11 protein-coding genes are annotated in these 12,777 nt (G+C 39.5%); 7 read left to right on the plus strand and 4 right to left on the minus strand.

The window, feature by feature from the left end:
- Positions 1–378: 378 nt before the first annotated feature.
- Positions 379–1,827, plus strand: coding sequence for a S41 family peptidase (locus FDK13_RS31260; RefSeq protein ID WP_137343957.1), 1,449 nt, complete (start codon positions 379–381; stop codon positions 1,825–1,827).
- 287 nt (positions 1,828–2,114) lie between these two features.
- Here the strand turns inward: FDK13_RS31260 and FDK13_RS31265 are convergent, their stop codons facing one another.
- Both FDK13_RS31265 and FDK13_RS31270 read right to left on the minus strand, forming a co-directional pair.
- The gene (locus FDK13_RS31265; RefSeq protein ID WP_137343958.1) at positions 2,115–2,615 is read right to left on the minus strand and encodes a hypothetical protein; all 501 of its coding nucleotides are present in this window, start codon (positions 2,613–2,615) and stop codon (positions 2,115–2,117) included.
- A gap of 30 nt (positions 2,616–2,645) precedes the next feature.
- Positions 2,646–4,355 (minus strand): helix-hairpin-helix domain-containing protein, encoded by a 1,710-nt coding sequence (locus tag FDK13_RS31270; RefSeq protein ID WP_137343959.1) that lies wholly within the window; start codon positions 4,353–4,355, stop codon positions 2,646–2,648.
- A 213-nt stretch (positions 4,356–4,568) separates the two neighbouring features.
- Between FDK13_RS31270 and FDK13_RS31275 the strand changes: the two genes are divergently transcribed.
- The 6 genes from FDK13_RS31275 (at position 4,569) to FDK13_RS31295 (ending at position 10,032) form a co-directional block, all read left to right on the plus strand.
- Positions 4,569–5,657 (plus strand): Gfo/Idh/MocA family protein, encoded by a 1,089-nt coding sequence (locus tag FDK13_RS31275; protein ID WP_137343960.1) that lies wholly within the window; start codon positions 4,569–4,571, stop codon positions 5,655–5,657.
- Positions 5,658–5,707: 50 nt separating this feature from the next.
- Positions 5,708–6,988 (plus strand): beta-1,2-mannosidase, encoded by a 1,281-nt coding sequence (locus FDK13_RS31280; protein WP_137343961.1) that lies wholly within the window; start codon positions 5,708–5,710, stop codon positions 6,986–6,988.
- 312 nt (positions 6,989–7,300) lie between these two features.
- Positions 7,301–7,498, plus strand: coding sequence for a CsbD family protein (locus tag FDK13_RS31285; RefSeq protein ID WP_137343962.1), 198 nt, complete (start codon positions 7,301–7,303; stop codon positions 7,496–7,498).
- A gap of 297 nt (positions 7,499–7,795) precedes the next feature.
- On the plus strand, positions 7,796–8,005 hold the full coding sequence (locus tag FDK13_RS31290) for a hypothetical protein (protein WP_137343963.1): 210 nt from the start codon (positions 7,796–7,798) through the stop codon (positions 8,003–8,005).
- A gap of 73 nt (positions 8,006–8,078) precedes the next feature.
- Positions 8,079–8,222: a hypothetical protein gene (locus FDK13_RS35615; RefSeq protein WP_170982964.1), complete on the plus strand. Its 144-nt coding sequence runs from the start codon at positions 8,079–8,081 to the stop codon at positions 8,220–8,222.
- Positions 8,223–9,036: 814 nt separating this feature from the next.
- The gene (locus tag FDK13_RS31295) at positions 9,037–10,032 is read left to right on the plus strand and encodes a 3-hydroxyacyl-CoA dehydrogenase family protein (RefSeq protein ID WP_137343964.1); all 996 of its coding nucleotides are present in this window, start codon (positions 9,037–9,039) and stop codon (positions 10,030–10,032) included.
- Positions 10,033–10,164: 132 nt separating this feature from the next.
- Here the strand turns inward: FDK13_RS31295 and FDK13_RS31300 are convergent, their stop codons facing one another.
- On the minus strand, positions 10,165–11,403 hold the full coding sequence (locus FDK13_RS31300; protein ID WP_137343965.1) for an alpha/beta hydrolase family protein: 1,239 nt from the start codon (positions 11,401–11,403) through the stop codon (positions 10,165–10,167).
- A gap of 4 nt (positions 11,404–11,407) precedes the next feature.
- Positions 11,408–12,751, minus strand: a complete 1,344-nt coding sequence (locus FDK13_RS31305; RefSeq protein ID WP_137343966.1) for a right-handed parallel beta-helix repeat-containing protein — start codon at positions 12,749–12,751, stop codon at positions 11,408–11,410.
- Positions 12,752–12,777: the final 26 nt, after the last annotated feature.

Here is a 12,777-nt window from a genome sequence, read left to right on the forward strand (position 1 = left end):
TCTTATCAGCACTACTCTTCCCCAATTCATTTTTTATCTTTTGATTGTTCCTCAAATACCAGCAATTGCAATTCCTTCTTATTGTTTTTCGATTTTAATTCTTTATTAATCTTCTGCTAATCAATATTTTGTGATTTTTACGTTTTTTACATTGTTTGTTAAAAACAATTAAGGAATACAGTTTATATCGATCACCCAGGAAACTGGTCATGCAACAGAAAACTTTGACTTAAATCATCAGAGGACAAAAAATAAACACTTGACGACGCCACACTTATTTTCAATCCTACGTAATATCAATTGTGCACATTCATTTATTTCAAAATCAATTTCACAACCTATGTACAAAGAAATTACTCAATTTTAATCTGACTAAACATGCTAAATTTTAAAAGGATCAGCCAAATTGGGTTTATTGCAATTGCCGCTTTTGTGGCAAGCTGCAAGGATAAGGATGTAACTCCTACAACGACAACAACAGATACAACAAGTTATAGCGCGGTAAATAACTGGGTTTATGGCATCATGAACGACGCCTATTTTTGGTATAAAAGCATGCCGGTAGAAAGCAGTCTGGATGCGACAATCAACCCGACAAACTACTTTGAAAAACTGATTTACAACCGTACCACAGTAGATAGATTTTCAACGATCACAGACGATATCGATGCCTTAACTGACGAATTTAATGGTGTTGGTAAAATTTTCGGGATTAGCTATACTTTGTCTTATACAGACGATACCAAAACAAATCTTGGTGCATTTCTAAGTTATGTTGTGAAGGGAAGTCCTGCTGAAACGGCTGGTTTGAAACGCGGTGACATTATCATGAAAATAAATGGTACCCAACTTACAGCTACCAATTATGTTTCATTATTTTCAAGCAATGACACCGAAACTTTCACGCTGGGCAAAGTGGTGGGAACTACTATCACAGCGGACGATACCAAAACAATTTCGGTGACTAAGGCTACAATCAGTGAAGATCCGGTCCTGTTTTCTACTGTAATTTCAAAACCAGCCTACAACAAAACCATCGGTTATCTGGTTTATACGCAATTTGTACCAGGAACTACGGCAAGCGCAAGTGTTTATGACAACGAACTTCGCCAGGTTTTTGCAAATTTTAAAAGCAAGGGTGTTAACGAACTTGTTTTAGATCTGAGATTTAATCCGGGCGGCTATATCAGCTCTGCCGAAACTTTGGCCTCACTGATTGGTACCGGCGCTTCAAGTTCCAGGATTTTTTACAAAGAACAATGGAACGACAAATACATTGCCTACTGGCAAAGCAAATACGGCGCAAATGCATTGAATTATAACTTTCTTGATGAAGGAAATAACATTGGAGCAAATCTGAGCCGCGTTTTTGTACTTACTTCCAACGGAACAGCTTCTGCCAGTGAGCTCGTAATAAATGGCCTGAAACCGTATATGAGTGTTATTACGATCGGGGAGCATACTTATGGAAAAAATCTTTTTGGCTCTCTGTTTAGCGATGACCAGAAACGCTGGAATTGGGGATTGTATGTAATGCTTGGACAAACCGCTAATGCCAACGATCAATCGGATTATGGAACGGTTAACGGGATGACACCTACTTACATTGTTGAAGATACCACAGTTCCGTACCAACCTTTCGGTAATGAAAACGAAACATTGCTCCGGAAGGCACTTGATGTGATAGGCATTCCTGCACCTACCAACACGAGAATAACCGCAACAACCCAGGTAAAATCATTTATCAGCGAAAATCTGAGAGACAATCTGATAGTTCCGGATAAGAGGATGATTAAAAATACACCGACATTAAGGACTAATAAGTAACCCTTCTCTTCTCGCTTTGTGTGTCAGCCAACGCTGCAGTCGGCTTTCAGGTCCGGATATCAGATTTCATTGAAAATCAACTGAGGTCTCTGTACAAAACCGATCGCTAACGCTGATCACCAAATCAAGAAAAGATCCGCCGCAAAGACATTGAGCTGTAAATATTAATCATATTGAAAGCTCGATGTCTTGGATCTAAATTTGGCGGTCGGCTTTCAAATCCTGGCATTTTTAACTTAATTGAATGTAGAAATACCAGGATCTGACTAAAAGCTAATCGCTACCAGCTACTTCCCAATCACCACATCGCCATGTCCACGGAATTCACATCCACCATTTATAAATTTATAATAAACCCGTACGGTATCTGTTATCCCAAATGCAGAGAAATCGATCATATTAATCTTTGTATATAAAGAATCCTTTGCGAAGAGCGTCTTGAAATTTTTATCAACAATCCGAATTGCTAACCGCACGGAATCAGGTTTGTAAACATGAATGGCTGCCTTGTCTTTTACAGGATTGGGATAGGCTATAATTTCATAATCGGTTGCAGGACAGTTCGTTTTAAGATTACTCCCAAAAAGACTTATCTCCTGCTCTACCCAGGTATCTTTGATATTCCAGTCGTCCGGATCTACTTCACTTAATGGAAGTCCTCTTTCATCCCGGAGCAAAATTCCGGAAAAGGTAATTTTTTCGGGAGTTTTGACCAGATCTTCAGGATCATTTTGGTTACAGGAAAAAAAAGCAAAACCTAGAATAACGCTGAGTATAACTTTTTTCATTTTTCAATTTTAAGGTTACGACGAATGTAATTATTCTTTTCTCATTTTCAAATATTCTTCAATTTCGGTCAAAGAAAACGCATTGAAAGTCATTTCTTTCGTCAATCCGCCTTTTCTCGCCACGGCTACTCCATAGTGCATGTCATAATATCCTTCCTTTTTATGCGCGTCAGGATTGATACTAAGCAAAACACCTTTTTCCATACAATAAGCAATCCACCGCCAGTCAAGATCAAGCCGCCAGGGCGAAGCATTGATTTCTATCACTACTTTACGCTCTGCACAAGCATCTATAATTGCCTTATGATCAATCGGGTACCCTTCTCTTGACAATAAAAGCCTTCCGGTTGGATGGCCTAAAATCGTTGTATAAGGATTTTGTACTGCTTTTAACAAACGTGCAGTAGCTTTTTCCAAAGTCATCGTAAGATTGCTATGCACAGAAGCCACAACATAATCAAAACTTGATAAAATCTCGTCAGAATAATCCAGCGAGCCATCACCAAGAATATCAGATTCAATTCCCTTTAAAATTTTGAATGGTTTTTCGCTTCCCGACAAAGCGAAACGTTCGTTCAATTTGGCAATCTCTTCATGCTGACGAAAAACATCATCCGGTTTCAAACCGCTTGCATAAGATGCTGTCTGTGAATGATCTGCAATTCCCAGGTATTCAAAACCAAGCTCCTGACAAAATAAAGCCATTTGTTCAAGCGTGTGTTGTCCATCCGAATACGTACTGTGATTATGCAAAATCCCTTTTAAATCATCCCAGGTTATCAGTTGGTCCGCAGTATGCGTTTCAGCCCAGATAAATTCATCCGCTCCTTCCCGCATTTCAGGAACAATAAAAGGCAAACCTGCTTTTTCATAAATGGCCTCTTCGCTGTCAAAAAGTTCATATTTTGTTTGTCTCCAAAGTGAAGTTCCCGAAACCGTTACTTTGTTTAAATGTTCAGCAGAAGCAGTTTCAAGAAATAATTCATTGACAACATTTTCAGGCTTAACGGCTAGCACTTCTATATCAACAGCAATATCCTGCATTTTCCCTCTCCATATAAAAGGAGAAGAAATTTTTTCATCTTGACTTAAAAATTCAATAGAATTTAATGCTTGCTGCAATAGCAAAGGAGATTCTGTTCCTACAAGCAAACGAATGGTTTCAACAATTTCAGCTTTCCGCCGAACATCGCCTGCAATTTCAACCTGATCAAAACTTTTTCTCAATTCCTCAGCAAGCAATTGTGCAATTGATTCTGCTTTATCCATGCGCAGCTTTCCTGCCTGATCTTTCAGGAATGCCAGTGATTCAAGTATTTTTTGTTCTGTACTTCCTCCAAACCCTTTTACCTTAGCAATTTTGCCACTTTGGCAGGCCAGTTCAAGTTCATGTAAATTATCGATTCCAAGTTCTCGCCAGAGAATAGCAATCTTTTTAGCACCAATTCCTTTGATACTAAACATTTCAAGCACACCAAGCGGTGTGTTTTCAAGCAACTCTTCCAATTCTTTGAAAGTACCGCGCTGCACGATTTCAATAATTTTGGCCGCTGTACTTTTTCCGATCCCCTGAAGTTTTGTCAATTCTTCAAGTGTCAGCGCTGCTATTTCACCATCCTTATATTTATCAAGATAAAAACCGGCCACACCGTAACTTTTCACCTTGAAAGGATCAGCTCCGTGCAGTTCAAGTAATTTGGCAGTCAGTTCAAGTATCTCGACAATTTCGGCGTTGCTCATAGGGTATGCTTAATTAATATTAATCTGCGAATTACGAAGTAACAACGAGCAAATGCAAATAAGATGACGACTGATTTTGAATTTACACGCTACTTATGGCCTTTCAACGCAAATATTTCTCTAAGGAATATAAAGGAAACTGAGGTGGTCACTTACTGTCAAAATTAAAGTAGTTATTACCAAACGTTGCCTTAGATAGAAAAAAACTCACATATGGCTACGAATATCGTCATTCCCTTTTCACGCCGCAACTTTCTTGCTGCCGGCGCAGGTATCATCACCGCGTCCATTTTTTCGCCATTCAGCATTGCTTTGGGAAAACCGAAGGAACGTTTGGGAATCGCATTGGTTGGTTTGGGATATTACAGCACTGATTTGCTTGCTCCGGCCCTTCAAAAAACTAAAAATTGTTATCTGGCAGGCATTGTAACCGGCACTCCAGAAAAAGCTGAAACATGGAAAAAAAAGCACAATATTCCTGATAAAAATATTTATAATTATAAAAATTTCGATTCGATAGCCAATAACCCGGATATTGACGTAGTATATATAGTGCTTCCGCCTTCGATGCATAAGGAGTTTGTGATTCGAGCAGCCAAAGCGGGGAAACACGTTTTTTGTGAAAAACCCATGGCCCTGAACGTGCAGGAATGTGAGGAAATGATCAAGGTTTGTACGGAAAACAAACGGAGTTTGTCTATCGGTTATCGTTGCCAGCATGATCCGAATACGCAGGAATATATGCGCATTGCAAGAGAAAAATCGCTGGGAAATGTGCAATTGATTTCCTGCGCAGCCGGATATAAGGAAAGCCGTGCCGACAACTGGAAAGTAAAAAAATCAATGGGCGGCGGCGCGATGTATGATATGGGGGTTTATGCGTTACAAGGAGCACGTTTGGCAGCAGGTGCAGAGCCGATTTCTGTGACTGCTGAAATTGTAATCAACCGTCCGGAAATATTTAAGGATGCTGATGAAATTACACATTTCCAGTTACAGTTTCCCGGCGGAACCGTTGCCAATTGCACCGGAAGCCACGGCCTGAATACAAATTTTTTGAAAGTGAACTACGACAAAGGAACGTTGTACATGGATTCATTTTCAGGATATACCGGCAATAAAGGTTACAGCACACTGGGAGAAATCAATTTCCCTGTTGATAATCAGCAGGCCAAGCAGATGGATGAAGATGCACTAGCCATTATGCAAAGCAAACCCGTGTTGGTTCCGGGAGAAGAAGGCATGCGCGATATCCGTATCGTTCAGGCAATATATCAGGCAGCCCAAACGGGAAAACGGTAAAAATCGGATAACATTATTTTATATAAAACCTGAAAATCATTTAACCGCACATGAATGTAGAACAGCTTAAACAGTACCGCGACGAAGCGACTCAACATCTTACCAATGAACTACTTCCGTTTTGGGAAACACGGTGTGTTGATAAAGAAAACGGTGGATTCATCACACATTTTGACCATGCAGGAAACGACTCGGGTGAAGACGAAAAATCGTTAATTGCCCAGACAAGAACAGTATTTACATTTTCATCGGCACATCGGGCCGGTTACGGTGAAGGAAGGTATGCAGCCATTGCAAAACACGGTGTCGATTTTTTAATCGACAAAATGTGGGACAAAGAATTCGGTGGTTTTTATTGGCTTATGGACCGGAAAGGCAATGTCAAAATCGATGAAAAAATAATCTACGGACTTAGCTTCGCGATTTATAGTTTAAGTGAATATACATTGGCAACCGGCGATGCCAGAGGTTTGGAATATGCTGAAAAGGTTTTTGAACTGCTTCAAATCCATGGTGCGGATACTTTTTATGGTGGATATTTTGAAATGTTCAATCGTCAATGGGAATTAAAAGGTCCGGGTGCTGCCGGTGGCGACAGGAAAACGTTGGATGCACATATGCACCTGATGGAAGCTTTTACCACCTTATATGAAGCCAGCGGAAAAGAAGTGCACCGGAGAAAACTTGTTGAAATTATTCAGCTGCTGATCACTAAAATAATGCATCCGGTTTATGGCACGGGTATTCCGCAGTTCTGGGCAGACTGGAGTGTGGCGCCACAAATCAAATTTGATATTATCTGGGGCTGGGACCGATTTTCAGAAGACGGCCTGAAAAGCTCTGCTGAGGATAACACAAGTTATGGCCACAATGTGGAATTTGCCTGGTTGCTGATGCATGCGCTTGATATTTCCGGCATTCCTTATGACGATTATCAAACGCAATTATTGAAATCTTTCGATCATGCGATTGCCTATGGTATTGACTGGGAGTTCGGTGGTGTATATGTTGAAGGTTCTCACGCCGGAGAAGTATATGATCGTGAAAAAGAATTCTGGCAGCAGGCTGAAGTATTAATTGGTATGCTGGATGCATACCGGATTTACGGTGACGAAAAGTACTTAAAAGCTTATGATGCAACCCATCGTTTTGTTTTTGATAAAATGATTAATCACGAAGTTGGTGAATGGCTTCCGCTTCTTACCCGCCAGGGCGAGCCAATCTGGAAACACATGAGCCATTCCTGGAAAGTGAATTATCATTCGGTGCGTTCGATGGTTCAAAGTATCGTCAGGTTGGATAAATTGTTAAAAAAAGCTTCTCAGGGATAATGGGTAAAATGGACAGCATTGTGAAAAGATAATGCTCAAATTTGGGAAAACAATTCTCAGAAATTTCCTCAGTATTTAAGATTATAATAGAAGTAAAATGCTTAATTAGGATGATAGAAACTCATCCTAATTAAGCATTTTTAATGTTATTGGTTTGATAATCAATAATGTCCAAATACCTGGATCGTTGAACTATACTTTCTTTTAATATAACAATGTGGAGTGAATTCTTTTTTTGGCACAATTTATTTATGATTTCAGGAAATTGCATGAAGCAATTATAATCAATCCAAAACTTAAAACATTAAAGATATGAGTGCCTTCACACAACAAGTTAAAGGAAACTGGACAGAGTTAAAAGGTAAATTCAAACAGCAATACGCTGACCTTACAGACGACGATTTACTATACGAAGAAGGAAAAGAAGATGAGCTTCTTGGTAAACTTCAAAAGAAGCTTGGCAAAACCCGTGAAGAAGTTGAAACAGAAGTAAGTGGCTGGTCCAAATAGATTTTTTAATTAGGGTTCAAAAGAATGCCTGGGAGATATTTTCTTTCAGGCTTTTTTTGTTCTGTTGTATCTCAATTATTCTATTTCCAAATCGGCCATGCCTACGGCATTTTGGATAATGTGTTTCAAATTCGTTTCCCACGGAATAAATTCCGCGGCTACCATGTCGGCCATGCCTACGGCATTTTAATTTCCAAGAATGAGGTTTTGGAAATATTGACGCAGAGCCATTTTTATATCCCAAAATAATATTAGAAGGAAAGTATTATTATATTGATAATCAGAAATACTGTCGACATGGTAGCCTCGGAATTTATTCCGTGGAAAAGAAATCCAAAACACCCAATCATAAATGCCATAGGCATGGCCGACTTTGTAACCGCGGAATTCATTCCCTGGAAAATAAATCCAAAACACCCAATCATAAATGCAGTAGGCATGGCCAACATGGTAGCCGCAGAATTTATTTCGTGGAAATTTAAAACATACGACCACAAAATGCCATAGGCATGGCAGACATGGTAGCCCCGGAATTCATTCCGGGGAAATTCAAAACGTACGATTACAAAATGCCGTAGGCATGACCGACATGGTAGCCGCGGAATTCATTCCCTGGAAAATAAATCCAAAACACCCAATCATAAATGCCGTAGGCATGGCCGACTTTGTAACCGCGGAATTCATTCCGTGGAAATTCAAAACGTACGATTATAAAATGCCGTAGGCATGGCCAACATGGTAGCCGCGGAATTCATTCCGTGGAAAAGGAAATTCAAAACATACGATTACAAATGCCGTAGGCATGGCAGACATGGTAGCCGCGGAATTCATTCCGTGGAAAAGGAAATTCAAAACATACGATTACAAATGCCGTAGGCATGGCCAACATGGTAGCCGCGGAATTCATTCCGTGGAAAAGGAAATTCAAAACATACGATTACAAATGCCGTAGGCATGGCCAACATGGTAGCCGCAGAATTTATTTCGTGGAAATTTAAAACATACGACCACAAAATGCCATAGGCATGGCCGACATGGTAGCCCCGGAATTCATTCCGTGGAAATTCAAAACGTACGATTATAAAATGCCGTAGGCATGGCCAACATGGTAGCCGCGGAATTCATTCCCTGGAAAATAAATCCAAAACACCCAATCATAAATGCCATAGGCATGGCCGACTTTGTAACCGCGGAATTCATTCCGTGGAAAAGGAAATTCAAATCATACGATTACAAAATGCCATAGGCATGGCCAACATGGTAACCGCGGAATTCATTCCGTGGAAAAGGAAATTCAAAACATACGATTACAAATGCCGTAGGCATGGCCAACATGGTAACCGCGGAATTCATTCCGTGGAAAAGGAAATTCAAAACATACGATTACAAATGCCGTAGGCATGGCAGACATGAAAACAAACAAAAACTTAGCTATACGAAAAAAAATCCCTCTTTGTCGTAAAACAAATTTGTAATGAATAACTTTAAGAGCCACTCCTGTCACGGATTGCGCATCTAAACTTTATCCTAAACCTTATATGAATACCAATGAAATTCCGGTCGCAGTTGTCGGCCTTGGCCTGATGGGTTCCAGCATTGCAACTTGCCTGCTTATTGCCGGTCATCCCGTTGTGGCGCTGGCTCCGCTCAACAGTGACCTTTTATTTGCTAAAAAACGAATTATTGACCATTTAGAAAAGGCCGTAAAAAATGGAATCATTCCTCATTCTCCCGATTACTATTTAGCAAATCTGCTGATCACAGAAGATTATTCAGAATTATATGCATCCAAATTGGTAATCGAATGCACTATAGAAGACATTGATATAAAAGAATCAGTCTACAAAAAAGTAGAAGCCGTTATAGCTTCTGACGCACTTTTGGTAAGCAATACTTCCGCTATTCCGATCAGTAAACTGCAAAAACTGACCTTACATCCTGAACGTTTTCTGGGACTTCACTGGACTGAACCTGCCCATACGACCCGGTTTTTGGAAATAATTTGTGGTGACGACAGTAATATCTCCTATGGAGAATATTTGTATGAACTTTCACATCAATGGGGAAAAGAGCCAATATTGGTCCGCAAAGATATTGCAGGTTTTATAACCAACCGCCTGATGTACGCGATGTACCGGGAAGCGATAAGCCTGGTGGAAAATGGTTACGCGACGGTTGAAGACGTGGACAGATCCTGCCGAAATAATGCCGGTTATTTTATGACTTTCGTAGGTATTTTTCGCTGGATGGATTTGACCGGCGTTGCTGCTTATCATACCGTGATGAAGAATTTATTACCAACCCTGAACAACAGTCCGGAAGTACCTGAATTAATTTCAAAAATTGTTGAGGAAGGCGGTAGAGGTATCTCTAATTCCAAAGGATTTTATGACTATGAACCCGGTGAAGCTGCTATGTGGGAAAAGACTTTTTCGGAATTCAATTATGAAATCCGGGAAATTGCGTTGCGGTATCCTGCTGACATTGTTAAAAAAAAGTTGAAGGAGCAGCAACAGCAGCAACAAAATCAGTGATTTTGTAATAATATCGGGCGAAATTCTTTCTATAATAATGTCATCCTTTCAGGATTTAAAATGACGGTGAGACGGCTGGTCGTTATCTAATTTTCCATTTTGAGATAACATTATTATAGAAAAAAGCTTATTTCAATTAATAATAAATTCACTGGACGCAGAAACATTTCTGTGATCTTTTAAATAGAAAAATCCATACTTAAATCTTTCCTTCGGAACAGGGCAATACAGCGTTTTTGTCTTGGAATCAATCTGTACTTTCTTACTACTCCAAACACGGTTTTCATTTAGAGAAGTGGTGTCGTTTGAGTAATAAAAATCGGCCGTCCTAAGTGAAACTGGTGAAGAATAAGAAGCCGTCAATGAAGAATCTTTCATTACAATCTGTTTAACTTTTGATAACGGAGCAGTCTGATTTATAACATTTTCGAAAAAGTAGCGGATTTCATGTGGTTCCCAACCCACTTCATGGCCATGTTTCATATCAGGAATCAGACACATGGACCGTTGGGCCTCCGGAATCAGTTTGTATGTCTTATCATAGGGAATTACATTGTAAAATCTGTCCTTATTTCCATTAACAAATAAGAACTGAGGTTTGGCGTACGGCATATAAGAAGACGGATCGAAATACTTCATCCATTTTTTTCTAACGGCAGGAGAAAGCTTTGCGAGGGGAACTTTAAATATATCCGATTCGTCATAAAATGCACAACCATAAACTGGAACCGCTGCTTTAAAACGATTGTCCAGACTTCCTACCAAACAAGTAAGATAACCTCCCCAACTGATACCAGTCAAACATGTTTTTGTTGTTTCAACTTCCGGAAAACTCAAAAGCAGTGAATGGGCAAGTATCGCATTGGCTACGGCCTGGTATGTCCACATATTTTTCAGATCGCTGCCGGTTTCAAGTTTTAGAAATTTATCAAGATCACCCTGTTCCGGGCCGGGCATTGTATAGGTTTTTACATCATTCTGTTTTCCTGAAAAATCCATTGCAATGGCTGCATAGCCTTCCGCCGCCCACTTTTCCACCCATTCTTTGAAAGCTTTTCCGCCTCCACCATGCAGCAGTACTACACCAGGAAACTTCGTTTTGCTCTGGGTTTTTCCCAAAATCAAATCGGGATTTGAATAATAAGCAAAAACCTGGGTCGGTTTTCCGTTGTAATCCACGCCTTTATAAAACAGCGAATAAACATTACCCGTCTTGTTAAGCCATTCTATTTCAGGTGCCTTACTCAAAGCTTTCATATCCCATAGCAAAGTATCTACCTTGATAACTTTGTCATTTATAACAGGTACCGATTTCTTTTGAGCGTGTAGCAGCTGAATGCTTACCAGCAGGAGAAAAATTAGTTTTTTCATAAAGTCACTGATGATTAATTTCCCTGAATTCACCGAAAATAGTATTGTTTGAGCTCATAACTTCATCCTGAGATACATTATCAAATTTTATAGCACTTCCTGGAACATGATAGATTTTATTATTCTTAATTACTATTTGTTTCGCTTTGGAAAGATGAATCCCGCTTCCTTGTTTTTCAATTTCTCCTGTGTGATGAAAGGTATTATTAATAATTGCAATTTGGCTTGAATTATCATTTTTGATCTTATCATTTCCTAGCAAAGAAAACGCACTTGTACCCACATGATCGACCAGGCAATTGACAATTGTATCATTTTTGTTGTAACCAGATAACATAATCGCATTTCCTCCTAAATCACCAAAACTGCAACTTTCAATCCTGCAATTTTCAGTACCATTTAAAAGTAAAGCCCCCCCTCTGAACACGGCCCGGTCACTGCCGGAAACTGCTTCTTTGCTTTCCATAAAGGATCGTTCATTATGCCTGAAATACAGATTTCTGAAAACTACATTTCGTATTGGATTTTGGGCTGAACCCTGCAATTCTATACTGTTTTTCAAATTTGAAACTTCAATAATTGCCTTGGACAAATCTGTTTTATTTTCTGGATAGAAGTATAAAAAATGAAGTGTTTTATCAAAATACCATTCACCAGGAGCGTCCAGTTCTCCAAAAATATTTTCTACAAAACGTACGTATTTATCAGGATGAACAGGTCTATTATATTGCCATCCGCCATCAAGTTCCACATTATCAGTATCATCGACGCCAGTGATTTTGTAATGAAGACTTCCTTTTCTGTCCTCATCCAGCGCATGCAGATACCCACCAAAAGGATTTCCCCAGCTTAACACCCGGACGTAATAAGTGGCATCCTCAGCCGTACCATTAAAAATCCCTGCCGTTGAATCTGCATTCGGATATCTTGCCATAGGTTGTGAAACGCCGTCAACGTATAATCTTTCAAAAGAAATTTCAGGTGGGACAACAGTCCGGTATATCCCATTTTTGAATAATTGCCAGTCTGGACTAATCCTTCTCCCCGCACTTATAATCACTTTTTCTTTTGCAAATGCCTTAATTTCCAACGCTTCCGGCAACTTTGCATTGCTCTTGATAACAACTGTTTCAGGTAAATAATATGTACCACTCCTCAGTTGAATGCTGACCTGCTTTCCTGAAAAGCTTTCCCTGGCCGACAAAGCTTTTTTCAAAGTTTGGAAAGGTTTTTCAAAAGTCCCTGCATTATTATCCTTCCCTTTTACCGAAACATATATTTTATGAACCTGACCATTGGCAGGAAAAATCAAAACAAAAAAATATAAAAGAAGACAAAAACGCTGCATTAATCAGTCAATTTCAATTCAGGGTT

It is taken from the genome of Dyadobacter frigoris (assembly GCF_005280585.1).
Taxonomy (GTDB): Bacteria; Bacteroidota; Bacteroidia; order Cytophagales; family Spirosomataceae; genus Dyadobacter; species Dyadobacter frigoris.

What these genes read in the sequence shown, in the direction of transcription:
- FDK13_RS31285 (WP_137343962.1), top strand. Translation starts at nt 7,301, where the DNA reads ATGAGTGCCTTCACACAACAAGTTAAAGGAAACTGGACAGAGTTAAAA.
- FDK13_RS31305 (WP_137343966.1), bottom strand. Translation starts at nt 12,751, where the DNA reads ATGCAGCGTTTTTGTCTTCTTTTATATTTTTTTGTTTTGATTTTTCCT.
- FDK13_RS31265 (WP_137343958.1), bottom strand. Translation starts at nt 2,615, where the DNA reads ATGAAAAAAGTTATACTCAGCGTTATTCTAGGTTTTGCTTTTTTTTCC.
- FDK13_RS35615 (WP_170982964.1), top strand. Translation starts at nt 8,079, where the DNA reads ATGACCGACATGGTAGCCGCGGAATTCATTCCCTGGAAAATAAATCCA.
- FDK13_RS31295 (WP_137343964.1), top strand. Translation starts at nt 9,037, where the DNA reads ATGAATACCAATGAAATTCCGGTCGCAGTTGTCGGCCTTGGCCTGATG.
- FDK13_RS31275 (WP_137343960.1), top strand. Translation starts at nt 4,569, where the DNA reads ATGGCTACGAATATCGTCATTCCCTTTTCACGCCGCAACTTTCTTGCT.
- FDK13_RS31270 (WP_137343959.1), bottom strand. Translation starts at nt 4,355, where the DNA reads ATGAGCAACGCCGAAATTGTCGAGATACTTGAACTGACTGCCAAATTA.
- FDK13_RS31260 (WP_137343957.1), top strand. Translation starts at nt 379, where the DNA reads ATGCTAAATTTTAAAAGGATCAGCCAAATTGGGTTTATTGCAATTGCC.
- FDK13_RS31300 (WP_137343965.1), bottom strand. Translation starts at nt 11,403, where the DNA reads ATGAAAAAACTAATTTTTCTCCTGCTGGTAAGCATTCAGCTGCTACAC.
- FDK13_RS31280 (WP_137343961.1), top strand. Translation starts at nt 5,708, where the DNA reads ATGAATGTAGAACAGCTTAAACAGTACCGCGACGAAGCGACTCAACAT.
- FDK13_RS31290 (WP_137343963.1), top strand. Translation starts at nt 7,796, where the DNA reads ATGGTAGCCTCGGAATTTATTCCGTGGAAAAGAAATCCAAAACACCCA.